At 68.3% G+C, this 11909-nt stretch carries 16 protein-coding genes; 8 read left to right on the plus strand and 8 right to left on the minus strand.

What is annotated here, in order from left to right:
* The first annotated feature begins 302 nt into the window (after window positions 1-302).
* From ACYVO6_RS43610 to ACYVO6_RS43620, 3 genes are all read left to right on the plus strand, one after another.
* Complete coding sequence (locus tag ACYVO6_RS43610) at window positions 303-671, plus strand: Mth938-like domain-containing protein (RefSeq protein ID WP_461071530.1); 369 nt, start codon at window positions 303-305, stop codon at window positions 669-671.
* Between the two features lie 733 nt (window positions 672-1404).
* On the plus strand, window positions 1405-1638 hold the full coding sequence (locus tag ACYVO6_RS43615; RefSeq protein ID WP_461071532.1) for a hypothetical protein: 234 nt from the start codon (window positions 1405-1407) through the stop codon (window positions 1636-1638).
* Window positions 1638-1910 carry a hypothetical protein gene (locus tag ACYVO6_RS43620; protein ID WP_461071534.1) on the plus strand — a complete coding sequence of 91 codons (273 nt, stop codon included), beginning with the start codon at window positions 1638-1640 and terminating at the stop codon, window positions 1908-1910. Before ACYVO6_RS43615 ends, ACYVO6_RS43620 begins: the two co-directional genes overlap by 1 nt.
* 10 nt (window positions 1911-1920) lie before the next feature.
* Here the strand turns inward: ACYVO6_RS43620 and ACYVO6_RS43625 are convergent, their stop codons facing one another.
* Window positions 1921-2403, minus strand: a complete 483-nt coding sequence (locus ACYVO6_RS43625) for a MerR family transcriptional regulator (protein ID WP_461071560.1) — start codon at window positions 2401-2403, stop codon at window positions 1921-1923.
* A gap of 7 nt (window positions 2404-2410) precedes the next feature.
* On the opposite strand from ACYVO6_RS43625, the gene ACYVO6_RS43630 reads away from it, so the two are divergent.
* The 3 genes from ACYVO6_RS43630 to istB all read left to right on the plus strand — a co-directional run bounded on the left by ACYVO6_RS43630 (window position 2411) and on the right by istB (window position 6212).
* The gene (locus ACYVO6_RS43630; RefSeq protein WP_461071536.1) at window positions 2411-3181 is read left to right on the plus strand and encodes a methyltransferase domain-containing protein; all 771 of its coding nucleotides are present in this window, start codon (window positions 2411-2413) and stop codon (window positions 3179-3181) included.
* A 593-nt stretch (window positions 3182-3774) separates the two neighbouring features.
* Entirely contained in the window at window positions 3775-5421 is a 1647-nt protein-coding gene (gene istA / locus ACYVO6_RS43635; protein WP_461071538.1) for an IS21 family transposase, read from the plus strand.
* Entirely contained in the window at window positions 5418-6212 is a 795-nt protein-coding gene (istB, locus tag ACYVO6_RS43640; protein WP_461071540.1) for an IS21-like element helper ATPase IstB, read from the plus strand. The genes istA and istB overlap by 4 nt, the downstream gene beginning before the upstream one ends.
* A gap of 20 nt (window positions 6213-6232) precedes the next feature.
* On the opposite strand, the gene ACYVO6_RS43645 is transcribed toward istB, so the two are convergent.
* The 6 genes from ACYVO6_RS43645 to ACYVO6_RS43670 all read right to left on the minus strand — a co-directional run bounded on the left by ACYVO6_RS43645 (window position 6233) and on the right by ACYVO6_RS43670 (window position 9783).
* The gene (locus ACYVO6_RS43645; protein WP_461071542.1) at window positions 6233-6784 is read right to left on the minus strand and encodes an AAA family ATPase; all 552 of its coding nucleotides are present in this window, start codon (window positions 6782-6784) and stop codon (window positions 6233-6235) included.
* Between the two features lie 212 nt (window positions 6785-6996).
* The gene (locus tag ACYVO6_RS43650; protein ID WP_461071544.1) at window positions 6997-7434 is read right to left on the minus strand and encodes a hypothetical protein; all 438 of its coding nucleotides are present in this window, start codon (window positions 7432-7434) and stop codon (window positions 6997-6999) included.
* 422 nt (window positions 7435-7856) lie between these two features.
* Window positions 7857-8012, minus strand: coding sequence for a hypothetical protein (locus ACYVO6_RS43655; RefSeq protein ID WP_461071546.1), 156 nt, complete (start codon window positions 8010-8012; stop codon window positions 7857-7859).
* Between the two features lie 300 nt (window positions 8013-8312).
* Window positions 8313-8693, minus strand: a complete 381-nt coding sequence (locus tag ACYVO6_RS43660; protein ID WP_461071548.1) for a peptidoglycan-binding domain-containing protein — start codon at window positions 8691-8693, stop codon at window positions 8313-8315.
* A 459-nt stretch (window positions 8694-9152) separates the two neighbouring features.
* Window positions 9153-9524, minus strand: a complete 372-nt coding sequence (locus tag ACYVO6_RS43665; protein ID WP_461071550.1) for a toxin Doc — start codon at window positions 9522-9524, stop codon at window positions 9153-9155.
* Window position 9525: 1 nt separating this feature from the next.
* Window positions 9526-9783: a YlcI/YnfO family protein gene (locus tag ACYVO6_RS43670; RefSeq protein ID WP_461071552.1), complete on the minus strand. Its 258-nt coding sequence runs from the start codon at window positions 9781-9783 to the stop codon at window positions 9526-9528.
* 124 nt (window positions 9784-9907) lie between these two features.
* Here ACYVO6_RS43670 and ACYVO6_RS43675 point away from each other — a divergent pair, with 124 nt between their 5' ends.
* Both ACYVO6_RS43675 and ACYVO6_RS43680 read left to right on the plus strand, forming a co-directional pair.
* Window positions 9908-10321, plus strand: a complete 414-nt coding sequence (locus ACYVO6_RS43675; RefSeq protein WP_461071554.1) for a hypothetical protein — start codon at window positions 9908-9910, stop codon at window positions 10319-10321.
* 134 nt (window positions 10322-10455) lie between these two features.
* Window positions 10456-10653 carry a hypothetical protein gene (locus ACYVO6_RS43680; RefSeq protein ID WP_461071556.1) on the plus strand — a complete coding sequence of 66 codons (198 nt, stop codon included), beginning with the start codon at window positions 10456-10458 and terminating at the stop codon, window positions 10651-10653.
* 49 nt (window positions 10654-10702) lie between these two features.
* Here the strand turns inward: ACYVO6_RS43680 and ACYVO6_RS43685 are convergent, their stop codons facing one another.
* Window positions 10703-11392 carry a hypothetical protein gene (locus ACYVO6_RS43685; protein WP_461071558.1) on the minus strand — a complete coding sequence of 230 codons (690 nt, stop codon included), beginning with the start codon at window positions 11390-11392 and terminating at the stop codon, window positions 10703-10705.
* Window positions 11393-11909 lie beyond the last annotated feature (517 nt).

Here is an 11909-nt window from a genome sequence, read left to right on the forward strand (position 1 = left end):
CAGATGATCTCGGTCCGGGGCATGTGAAGCAGATCTGCTGCTCGGGGGACCGTCTCATTCGGTGTCCTCCGACACTGAACCTGGACCGTTTGCCATCGAAGTTGGACCGGCCCTCAGCTTGAGTTTCAGCCTCGCCGTGGCGGGTTTACCGCCTCCCGGGCGGCAAAGCCCTCCGAATCCCGAAGAACGCCCTGCTGGCCCCCAGGTACCGGCTGGGCAACACGCTGGACGCAGAACCACACTTCCGGGCCTATCGGCGGCCGACAAACCGTTAACGTACGCCCGACGACGGGAGGTGCCTGATGGATCGATCGCCACTGATCACACACGTCTCATGGGGGCGGATAGAGGTCGAAGGGCTCGCGGCCGACAAGGATTTCGTGCTGTATCCCGGGGGAGGGCACCCCTGGGACTGGAACGAGTACGGCACCCGGCACGATCCGGGGATCCAGCCCGCGGACGTACGAGAACTCCTCGATCGTGGATGCACGGCCGTCGTCCTCAGCCAGGGCATGGAACGGCGGCTGAAGACGATGCCGGAGACCTTGCGGCTGCTCCAGGAAGCGAGCGTCACCGTGCACATCGAGGAGACGAGGGGCGCCGTCGACCTGTACAACCGGCTGGCAACCGAGAGCGAGCCGGTCGGCGGCCTGTTCCACTCGACTTGCTGAGCAGGGTCGGGGACTGGAAACGGAACATCCGGCCACCGCGCCAGTCCCTGGCCTCAACTCAAGCTGAGGGCCGGTCCAACTTCGATGGCAAACGGTCCAGGTTCAGTGTCGGAGGACATTCGGCAAGGTGTCACGCTCACAGAGCGTGAGCGTGACACTGCCTGTCACGCTCCCCTGGAAAAGTGTCACGCCGCCATGAATATGTTCCCTTATGTTCGCTTCTTGGATCCCGTGAGCTTCTCCGGGGCGGGATTCGAGGCGGGGCGTGACGCTTGTGATCATGCATCGCGCGCACTCGTGAGCAGCACAGACCGTAACGACGGCGACGGCCGGTAGATGGCGTGCGACGGCCACACGAAGACCGCCCGCCTCCAGGCCGCCGACGGCCAGGTCGTGGCCCGCGCCCGGCCTGAACAGTGGAGCTGGCCTGTGTCATCTGTGTCATCAACCCACCGTTTCCCCAGGTGGGCACACTCATCTGTGTCACTGTTCAGCTGATCTGTGTCATCGCGCGTGCGGACCCAGGTGGACCCGGCAACGCCCCGGAACCCGGGTCCCTGGGTCCTCAGACCGGTGTTCTCGCTGGTGGACACGATCCGCAACGGCTGCTGGGTCCACCTGGGCCCCTGGGTCCCGCACCCTCGTACGGCCGGGTTCGTCCGGAGTGGTCCCCACGGGCCGGGGCGGCCGATACCGTTGAGGGAGACGCCAGTTCTGCCCTCTGGAGCCCTCGATGAGCGAACAGCCGGCACCCGCCGACCACGCCCGGCAGCAGCTGGAGCCCGCGGTCGCCGACGGGTTGCGCTCGTACGCGGCCAGGACCCGCGAGAACGCCGACCAGTTCGCCGCCGTCCTGGAGGACATCGCGGAGAACGGGCTGCCCTCGGTGGAGGACTGCACGCCGTGGGAGGAGCTGCGCGAGGCCCACCTCGCCCGGCTCGCCGCACAGCGCCCGGCCGTCGCCTGATGCCCCCGCAGACCGGCCCGCGCCGCGCCCGCATCGCCTTCTCCGACTCCGCCGCCAAGCAGCTGGAGTCCATCACCAGCGAGGCAGAGCTCCACGCCCTGGACCGCGCCCTGGTCGTCATCTCCGTCGACCCGGACGTCGGCGAGCCGATCCCCGGAGACACCGCCGGCCCTCAGCTACGCCAGTACTCCGACGAAGTTGAGCGCGTACGGCTCGTGTACTGGATCACCGCGCTTCGCACCGTCGTGGTCGTCGCGTACATCGAGGTCTAGGTGTGCCGTCTCATGAGGTTGGTGCCACGGCCTCGATCACTGGCTCTCCGGCCGGACTTCGGGGGCCGACCCGCTCGGAGATGAGCCGCCGGTAGTTCGGGCACTGGGTGACGTCCTCGTACTCGCAGTTCAGGCCGCCCTCGATGAGCTCCAATGAGGCCTGGGCTGCCGCGATTCTCGACCGGAGCTCTTCGGCCGCGGGACGCAGGATCTCGTGCCGGGTGGCGCGGTCGACGGTTGCGGACAGGCTCCTGATGGTGTTCAGGCCAAGGCCGGCCTCCTTCAAGATGAGGATCGTCGCCACGCGGGTGAGGTCGTCCGCACCGTAGCGGCGGCGCCCGCTGGCGTCCCGTTCGGGGTGCAGCAGGCCCATCGCCTCCCAATGTCGCAGCACGTGCGTGGCCAGGCCGAACCGTGCCGCGAGGGCACCGATGCTCAACGTGCCGGCGCCGCCGTCTTCGCTTGACTTCATGCCGACATTAAGTCGCAGCATGACGTCCATGTCCAAGAATCAGGAAGCGGTGGAAGAGCACCGCGACACCGAAGCCCTGCTGGCCGTCCTCGACGCTGCGGACCAGATGCCGAGCGCCACTCGGCTGCGGGCCCGCTCCTACGAACTGCTGTCTCTCGTCCCGGGCTCGACCGTCGTGGACGTCGGCTGCGGCGCCGGACGAGCCGTCGCCGAGCTGGCCGAACGTGGCGTCCACGCGGTGGGCGTGGACCCCAGCCCGTGGATGCTGGCCGCGGCCCGGGAGCGGTGGTCGGAGGCCGAGTTCCGGGAGGCGGGGGCGGAGGATCTGCCGTTCGCCGACGGAAGCGTGCGCGGCTACCGTGCCGACAAGGTCTTCCACGTACTTCAGGAGCCAGGGCGCGCGGTGGCGGAGGCACGACGGGTCCTCTGCCCGGGCGGCAGGATCGTCCTGGTCGGTCAGGACTGGGACGCCATCATGATCGACTCGGATGATGCGGCGCTCACCCGCACGATCGTGCACGCCCGCGCCGACCTCCTGGGCACGCCCCGCGCCGGCCGCCAGTACCGCAGCCTGCTCCTGGTCGGCGGCTTCGACGATGTCACGGTCGAGGTGCACACCAGCGTGTTCACCGACCCTGCGATGCTGTCGCTGCTCGCGAGGCTCGCCGAGCCGGCCTGCGCCAGCGGCGCCGTCGGCCGTGACCAGGCGGACGAGTGGCTCGCCGAACAGCGCCGACGCGCCGAGGCCGGCCGCTTCCTCATCGCCATTCCGTTTTTCGTGGCCTCCGCCTCCGCCTAAGTGCTGTCCGACCACCTGCGTCCGAAGCCGTTCGATAACTTCGTGGAACCAACGTCCTGAGACACCACAGCTAGCCGCCGAGGGAGCCGACCGCGCCCTTCCCGGTGAAGCCCGTCGGCGTTGCACCGTGCTGCACGTGCAGCGCCTTGCACCCCTCCCCGGCCTGCGTCGTGCAGCGGCTGTTGCTGTACCGGCTGCTGCTCCTAGTGGTGAAGGGTGCAGGGACGGCTGAGGCTCGGGGATCCGGACTGCGGTGCAGCATTCGCACGACCGGCAGCACAAGGGCGCTACGGACAGCCCTCTGCTGCTGGCCTGAATCACGGTGAAGTGCGTCGTGAGAACAGGTGGATCACCGGCGCGGACGGTTGGAACAGCGCGCTGAAGGCGTCCAGGAGTGACTCGGGGACGTGGCTGGGGCATGAAGGGGCGCTGTTTCGCCTACGGAAGGGGGTGTGTCGGTGAGTTTCGAGACCGCGTGTCGGTCAGCGCCGAGAACGCCTCGGGTCGCGGTGTACGAGTGTCGGTGAGTTTCGGCAACACCAGAGGGCTTGTGGTGGGAGCATGGGCATGCTCCGTGCTGCGAGGGGGCGTCGATGGCACCGAGGTCCAAGGTCGAGTTGTACGCGGCGATCCGCAGGGACTGCCGTGCCGGGCTCTCGAAGCGGGCCGTGATGCGCAAGTACGGCGTCGGCCACCCGACGGTGCAGAACGCTTTGGAGTCGGCTTGGCCCCGGCCGCGTAAGAAGCTGCCGCCGCGGCCGACGCGCCTGGACCCGTACAAAGCGGTGATCGACCAGATGCTGCGGGCCGATCTGGACGCCCCCCGCAAGCAGCGGCATACCGCGAAGCGTGTATTGGACCGGCTGCTTGAGGAGCATCAGGCCCATGGCATCTCCTACGGCATGGTCCGCGATTACGTCGCGGTGCGCCGTGGGGAGATCCGCGCGATGGCCGGTCGTGGTCCCGTTGAGGCGTTCGTGCCGCAGTCGCACCGCCCCGGCGTCGAAGCGGAGGCCGACTTCGGGGATGTGACGGTGCGTCTGGCCGGGCAGACGGTGACCTGCTACCTGTTCAGCTTCCGGCTGTCGTATTCGGGCAAGGCCGTGCACCGGATCTTCGCGTCCGGCGGACAGGAGGCGTTCTTCGAGGGCCACGTGCACGCTCTCAGCGTGCTGGGCGGGGCGCCGACCGGCAAGGTCCGCTACGACAACTTGAAGGCCGCGGTCGCCAAGGTGATCGGGTTCGCCCGGGAAAGACGGGAGAACGAGCGGTGGATCATCTTCCGCGAGCACTACGGCCTCGACAGTTTCTACTGCCGACCTGGCCTGGCCGGCGCCCATGAGAAGGGCGGAGTGGAAGGGGATGTCGGCTACTTTCGTCGCAATCACCTGGTCCGGGTCCCCGAAGTGGATTCCTTAGCCGAGCTGAACCTGCTCGTCGAGCAGTGGGACGAACAAGACGATGCCCGCCGCATCCGGATGCGGCCCCGCACCATCGGCGAGTACTTCGCCGTCGAGCAGCCGCTCCTGAAGCCGCTGCCGGAGGAACCGTTCGACACCAGCCGCACCTTCGCCCTGCGGGTGGACCGGCACAGCCGGATCTCGGTCCGCACCAACTGCTACTCGGTGCCGGTCCGCTACATCGGCCGCCGGGTGCGGGCCGTGCTGCACGCCAACGAGCTGGTCGTCTACGACGGAGCCACGGAGATCGCCCGGCACGAACGGCTGATCGCCAAAGGCGGGGAACGGCTGGTCCTCGACCACTACCTGGAAGCCCTGGTGCGCAAGCCCGGCGCCCTGCCCGGGGCGACCGCACTCGAACAGGCCAAAGCTGCCGGGAAGTTCACCCCGGTCCACGATGGCTGGTGGGCCGCGGCCTGCAAGGCCCGGGGCGACCGCGACGGCACTCGGGCCCTGATCGACGCCCTGCTGCTGGGCCGGCGCATCCCGCATGAGCATCTGGTGGCCGGGCTCGCATCCACCCTGCGGGTGGGTGCGCTGACCGCGGACGCCGTCGCCCTGGAGGCCCGCAAGGCCCAGGAAGCCGACGACGCCGACACGGCCCTGCCCGAGCCGAAGCCGCCCAGGCGGGAGCCGACAGTCACCTACCTGACCGCGCGGCGGCTGGCCCATCTGCCGCCCGACACCCGGCCGTTGCCCTCACCGGCCCCCTACGACCAGCTCCTTGGCCGCCGCACCCGCGGCACGACCGCTGCCAGCAAGGGAGAGCAGATGCCATGAACGCCACCAGCCGCCGCCGGATGAGCGAACAGGCGGCCGAGACCGCCGTGGTCGGTGCCTGCCGGATGCTCCGGTTGCCCACCATCCGCGGGAAGTTCCCGGACCTGGCCGAGCAGGCCGCCCGCGAGCAGATGTCCTACCTCGCCTTCCTCGCCGAGCTGCTGCTGGCCGAGTGCGACGACCGGGCACGGCGCCGATCAGAGCGAAGGATCAAGGCAGCTGCCTTCCCCAGGCAGAAGTCGCTGCGGGAGTTCGACTTCGACGCCAACGCCAACATCGATGCCGCCGTCGTGCACACCCTTGCCACCTGCGAGTGGGTGAAGAAGGGGCAGCCGCTCTGCCTGATCGGCGACTCCGGCACTGGCAAGTCTCATCTGCTGATCGCGCTGGGCACCGAGGCCGCGATGGCAGGCTTCCGCGTGAAATACACCCTGGCAACGAAGCTCGTCAACGAACTCGTCGAAGCCGTGGACGAGAAGCAGCTGACCAAGACGATCGCCCGCTATGGCCGTGTCGATCTTTTGTGCATCGACGAACTCGGCTACATGGAGCTCGACAAGCACGGCGCCGAACTTCTGTTCCAGGTTCTGACCGAGCGGGAGGAGAAGAACAGTGTCGCCATCGCCTCCAACGAAGCCTTCGGCGGATGGACCAAGACGTTCACGGATCCCCGGCTCTGCACGGCCATCGTCGACCGGCTGACCTTCAACGGCACGATCATCGAGACCGGCACCGACTCCTACCGCCTCGCCTACACCCGGGCCAAGGCCGAACAGGCCGCCGTGACCTGAACCGGTCGGGGTCTTTGCAGTCAGTTCACCAGAGCGCGATGCCGAGCTTCCCGGATGATGCCATCGGCGGTCTCCTCCGGAGTGAGGGCTGCGGTGTCGAACCACCAGCCGACGTCGCCGAGCTCGCGCTTCATGCCGGCATCGAGATTTTCATAGCCGTCGAAGTCGAACCGCTCTCGTGGATCACGGAGGGTGTTGCGGTACTGGCACGCCTCGATACCCGGTGCGAGGACGACGAACAGGACTTGCCTAGACGGAAGGAGAGAGACGAAGAAGTCCAACTGCTCGCGGTCGGGGATCACCCAGTCGATCACGGGCGTGAAGCCGGCGTCGGAGAAGTTGTTCGCCAGCATGCACAGATTGCGGTTGCACAGCTCCACCTGCCGCGCTGCCTCGTCGGCAGGTTCACCAAGGGCCCAGACGCGACCGCTGACGATCAGCCTGTTGATGAAGTCGCCGTCGAGCCGGGCGGAGCGTGGCAGGCGCTCGGCGACGAGCCTGGTCACCGTCGACTTCCCGGCCCCGGGCATCCCCGTCACGATCAGGCAGTCCGGCGTCTCAGCAGTGATCACGCCCGCAATCGTGCCAGCGTGCCTGGGTGGCCAGCAATCGTATTTTCAAGGCGCGGTCCTCCTGAGCTCTCCGCTCCGGCGCCCGGTTCGAGAACGCCCTCGGCCAGACCTCCCAGGATCCGCGAGCGAAAACCACCACACGGTCCGACCCAACGGCCGCTTGGCGATGCCGTGTTGCTGAAACTCATCGACACTTCTGCGCCCGAGCTCCTTCAAGCGTTCCCGGAACTCACCATCACGCGTTGCCGCTTCCCACCGACACAATCAGGCACGGCGAGCCCGGTCAGGGCGAGGATGGCGCCGACCGCGAGGGGCACGTCGAGGAAGGTCAGCGGGAGGCCCGCGAGGGTGAGGCAGGCGGCGGCCGCGGCCTGGCGGCGCCGGGGTGAGCCGCCGTAGCGCCATGCTCCGTAGACCCAACCACCCACCAGATTGGTGCAGTTGGAGGCGAAATAGAGCAGCGCAGCCGCATCCGGCGTGCCGCGTCCGACGGCGTACGCGGCGACGGACACCTGCATCGCGCCGAAGAACACCCCGAGCGCGAGGCCCAGCGCGACCTGCCGCAGGAAATTCGGGCCCGGCGCGATCGGCCCGGCCGCCGCAGCCCGTAGCGCCTCCTGACTGTCGATCGCCGTGGAGGCGAGGCCCATACTGCTCCAACCGCCAGGCCTGTGGCCCCGCATGCTGCCGCACTGGCCCTACGTCGTCGCCGTCGACCAGGCCCTCGCCGACCGCGGGATCCCGCCCGGCGTCGTCCGCGCCGACTGCACCGGCCGCGAGGTCGGCGAGCAGATGTACTTGATGCTCAAGTGGGACGTCAGCCGCTGCGCCGGACCCGGAGGTATCCGCCTGGTGTGGGAGGAAGAGACGGGCTGGACGCACGCCCTCATCGGCCCGCGCGACACGACCCCGCGCGGCCCTCTTCCGCCGCCGACTGCCGGGTGTACGCGACGCCGGAGGCGGTCGCCGAAGCGGCCGACAGCCTGGTGCAGTTGTGGCGTACCCCCACCGGCACCCACCACGGCGAGGTTGAGTGGGATGGCGCGCAGGCGGTACGGATCGCAATCGACACCTACCGTCGGCACACGGTCGGCCTGCTCGCGGCGTCGGCCGGCTTCTGCTCGCGATGGTGCTTGAGCGCATCGCAGGCGGCCAGGGCGTCGGCGGGATCGAGCTCGCGCCAGAAACGGTGGATCACGATCAGGGCCGGGGCCTCGATGTACCTCATGCCGCAACGGGCGCGCTGTGCGCGGGAAGCTCGCGGCGCCGAAGTCCGCAACCGGTGGGAGCTCCCGATAGGTCCAGCCCGCGGGAAGCTGCGCCCGCTCATCGTCTGCCCACACCAGCGGGAGGATCGCTGACGCGGTACAGAGGGCGGCATCTTTGGAGGTGACGTGGTGGTGGCACCGGACCGGTGAGGGTCATGTCGGCAGCGTACGGGCCGGCTGGCTGTCGCTGAACTCCCCTGCTGGGCAAGCTTTCGGCGACTGGGCAAGCTATCCGGAGCGTAGGCCTGCCCAGCTAGCCGTCAGACTCCCCACTCCCGGCAGCCCTCGGGTATTCCCCCATAGTTCCAGGTCGGCCACTTCATGGCCTTGCGGGTCTGGGGGCCGTACCGGCCGTCGACACCGATGTTCTCGTAGTCCTGCATCTTCCACACGGCCCCGTGCGTGAGGTCGCCGAAGATGCCGTCCACGCCGCCGGTGTTGTAGCCGTAACACTCGACGAGGGCGAGCTGGAGCCGCTCTACGGCCTCCCCCGACGTTCCCTTGTACAGTTCGCAGTTCCGCGAGCCCGTCGCCTTGTGAACTGGCTGAGCGGTGCGGTACCCGCCCTCCTTGAGGATCGTCACTTCGTTGCACACCGGATACGAGGCCGCCTGTGCGGGCGACGCGGGCAGTATCAGCACCGCAGCAGTGGCCACGGCAGCCGAAACAGCCGCAGCAGTCTTCCCGACCCTCATAAGAATCCCTGTTTCTCCAGTTGGACGGCACAGCCGCCGGACCAGCCCGCTGCGGTTGCACCCCGGGCAGTCTCCGAGCGGATATCTGACGTTATGCCGATCGATCACGCAGTCCCGTTTTGCCTGGTCATTCCCTGACTCTCATGCTGCTCATGTCAGTCTGGAGGACTGTCGCCGCGCGGTATACCTATAACTTTTCAGGGTCCGTTGAGGTGGTCGCTTCGCCACTCCCCCGAAGACCGTCACGAGATGCGGACTTGTGCTGGAGGCCTGGGTCTCAGGGACTGTCGCCGCCCCAGTCCCAGCGGCCGACGTCGGTGCAACGCCGACGGGCTTCATCGGGAAGGGCGCGGCCAGCTCCCTCAGCAGGCGGTCTTGCGCCCTTTTTCGGCGCCGGTCCGGTGGTCAGATCCGCCAGGAGCGAATGCGGTCGGCTGCGTCGTATCCGTCGGCGCGGCCGGTGTCGACGTCGCGGGCGAGGTCGATCAGCGCGCCGTAGGGCGGGTCGATGGCCTCGCCCGCGGCGTCCATGTAGGCGACGACGACCGCGGCGCCGTACAGGGCGTTGCGGGCCGGGAGCGGGCGCAGCCGGATGACGGCGTGCATGAGCGCGGCCGCGCGCCAGGCGTTGTCCACGGTGGCGCCGACCTGTGGGGTGGTGACGCGGTGACGGGCGATGGCAGCCACGAGGTTGGAGAAGTCGTGGACCTCGGGGTGCTTGGGCAGCACCTCCGCCTGGCGCTCCAGGAGCCAGCGGATGTCGATGTGGAGCTCCACGTCAGGCCGCCCGCCCCGGAACCTCGGCAGCGTCCAGGCGGGCGGGGGCGTCGTCGGGGAAGGCCGCGTCGAACGCGTCCATGTTGTCGTTGACGAACTGCCGGAAGACCTCCGCAGCGTCCTCGAGGCGGGGGTCGCGGACCGCGTTGCGCGCGGCCTCGGTGATGAGCGCGGTCACCGTGGTGCCCTCGGTCTCGGCACGCTCCTGCAGCTGGGCGTGGAGCTCTTCCGGGACCCGGATCGTCACTGACTTCGACATGCCCCGACCGTACAGCAGGGCGTACAGCACGGGTGCGGATTCAGCGGAATCGGCCCCAAACGGGCTTGTCCTGGAGGGCCCGGGCGGCCCCAGGGACCCAGGTCCGGCACGGCGTACGGGGCCGATGGCCGACGATGACACAGGTCGGCTGGTCTTCGAGCCCTTGATCATGATGCGCAGAGTTGGGGTGACTTCGAGCGCGGTGCGTCGTTGCGGGGGTGTGTCGTACGAACCTCTGGATGCTGCGATCCAGCAAACGGCTTCCTGCCAGAGCCAGTTGGAGGGGCTCGCCGCAGCTCTCGCCCTTGAAGAGCTGCACGGTCTCAGTACGCAGGAGGCCGCTGTCCGCAAGGAACTCGCCGGTGATGCTCTCCAGCTTCTGGCGGATGCCGAGGACGCTATCGACTCGGGTGAGCCAGACGAGGTTGTGACGGCCTTGGTCAACGGGGCCAACCGGCTCGCGGGTCAGCTGCGGGACCGGGTCCTGGACGCGGTCGTGGCGTCCAGCCCGGTGCCGGATCAGGTGCCACCGGAGTGAACGCCACGGGCGCCTGCGCAGCTGTGGCCAGCGGTTGCCGCTGACTTTGAGGCGCAGGATCCTGTGGAGTGAGGCCCGGGCTTGTCGCCGGCGCAGGGAGCGCCGACGCCCCGGACGGCCACGAACAACCGACCATGGGCCCCAGAGAGGACGAACTGCGCCTACGGCACCAGGCCGCGATTCTCGACGCGTACGCCGACGACCTGGTGCAGGGCGCGCCATGCCCGAGGTGCGGAGAGCCGACGGTGTGTTTCCGCAGCGAACCCGCCCTGAGGGACTGGTGCACCCTGTGCGAGTGGGACCCTCCCGAGCCCTCAAACCCGGACTGGTGAGATGAGCCCCGCCGCGTCCTCTCAGGGAGCGGCGCTGCCGGTCGTGCTGTCAGCGAAGAGCCACGTCGTGCTTGAGGAACCAGCTGATCTCGAACGGAGTCTGTTCGGCGAGGTCGAACAAGGGGTCCAGGACGCCGTCGTACATCGGATCCATGCCCAGGGGACTGTTCTCGCTCAAGAGGCAGGCCGCGGCTTCCTGTTCGGACATCGGCTTGTTCTCCTTCAGCGCCCTGATTGACACGCTGATGCTGTTCAGCGCCCGGAGAAGCTGTTGCCGGTCCTCGTCGGCCCGCTGCCGGGATTCTTCCGGCCGGGCGACCAGGAGGTGCCCGGCTGGAATCGACAGCGCCTCGCGCAGCTGGCCGAGGGTGGGCTCTTGGCACAGTTCATCGACGGCGGCGGCGGTCAGCGCGGGGCGGCCGGCCACGAGACGGTCCAAGACCGTGATGCCGAGGACAGCGTGAGCGCTCGCGTAACGCCAGGCGCTCAAGCCCAGCTCGCGCTCGTACATGTAGGCGCCGTGGCGGGCGACGTCGACAGCTTCGTGATGATGCTGGAAGGACGGCGCGCCCTGGTCGTACTGCTCCACCGTGTCCTGCAGGGCGGTGAGCCGGTCCACGAGAGTGCCAGCCGTCTGCCATTCGGCCCTGAGGAGGTTGCACGCGTGGTGCAGGGACCGGATGGCCCCCATCTCCACTGTGGTCAGTGGTGCCAGCGCCGTGAACTCCGGTAACCGCATGGGCTCTCCCTCTCTCGCGCACCCGTCCGAGATCGGCACGCTACCCGCGGCCGCGGTCCCTGGCAGGCTCGTTACGCAACAACCAGTCGAACCCGGATGGTTCGCCCCCGGCGCAGTGACCTGGAACAGCTGCCAACCGTGCCGCCACCGCGATACATCGTTCCCGTCCAGGGGAAACCGCAGGTCGCGGGGGCGCTGCACGAAGGGGTCGGTATCACCAGGGGAACCGCGTTGTTCTGGAGAAGTAGAACAATCGGCAGTTACGTTCTGTGCTGCTCATGAGTGCGCGCGATGCATGATCACAAGCGTCACGTTCCGCCCTCGAATCCCGCCCCGGAGAGGCTCACGGGATCCAAGAAGCGGACATAAGGGCACATATTCAAGGCGGCGTGACACTTTTCCAGGGGAGCGTGACAGGCAGTGTCACGCTCACGCTCTGCGAGCGTGACACCTTGCCGAATGAGACGGTCCCCCGAGCAGCAGATCTGCTTCACATGCCCCGGACCGAGATCATCTG

Source organism: Streptomyces pseudoechinosporeus (genome assembly GCF_054783935.1).

Coding starts and splice junctions, on each gene's coding strand:
- ACYVO6_RS43610 (WP_461071530.1), top strand. CDS start 303: ATGGATCGATCGCCACTGATCACACACGTCTCATGGGGGCGGATAGAG.
- ACYVO6_RS43615 (WP_461071532.1), top strand. CDS start 1,405: ATGAGCGAACAGCCGGCACCCGCCGACCACGCCCGGCAGCAGCTGGAG.
- ACYVO6_RS43620 (WP_461071534.1), top strand. CDS start 1,638: ATGCCCCCGCAGACCGGCCCGCGCCGCGCCCGCATCGCCTTCTCCGAC.
- ACYVO6_RS43625 (WP_461071560.1), bottom strand. CDS start 2,403: ATGCTGCGACTTAATGTCGGCATGAAGTCAAGCGAAGACGGCGGCGCC.
- ACYVO6_RS43630 (WP_461071536.1), top strand. CDS start 2,411: ATGTCCAAGAATCAGGAAGCGGTGGAAGAGCACCGCGACACCGAAGCC.
- istA (WP_461071538.1), top strand. CDS start 3,775: ATGGCACCGAGGTCCAAGGTCGAGTTGTACGCGGCGATCCGCAGGGAC.
- istB (WP_461071540.1), top strand. CDS start 5,418: ATGAACGCCACCAGCCGCCGCCGGATGAGCGAACAGGCGGCCGAGACC.
- ACYVO6_RS43650 (WP_461071544.1), bottom strand. CDS start 7,434: ATGGGCCTCGCCTCCACGGCGATCGACAGTCAGGAGGCGCTACGGGCT.
- ACYVO6_RS43655 (WP_461071546.1), bottom strand. CDS start 8,012: ATGAGGTACATCGAGGCCCCGGCCCTGATCGTGATCCACCGTTTCTGG.
- ACYVO6_RS43670 (WP_461071552.1), bottom strand. CDS start 9,783: ATGTCGAAGTCAGTGACGATCCGGGTCCCGGAAGAGCTCCACGCCCAG.
- ACYVO6_RS43675 (WP_461071554.1), top strand. CDS start 9,908: ATGGCCGACGATGACACAGGTCGGCTGGTCTTCGAGCCCTTGATCATG.
- ACYVO6_RS43680 (WP_461071556.1), top strand. CDS start 10,456: ATGGGCCCCAGAGAGGACGAACTGCGCCTACGGCACCAGGCCGCGATT.
- ACYVO6_RS43685 (WP_461071558.1), bottom strand. CDS start 11,392: ATGCGGTTACCGGAGTTCACGGCGCTGGCACCACTGACCACAGTGGAG.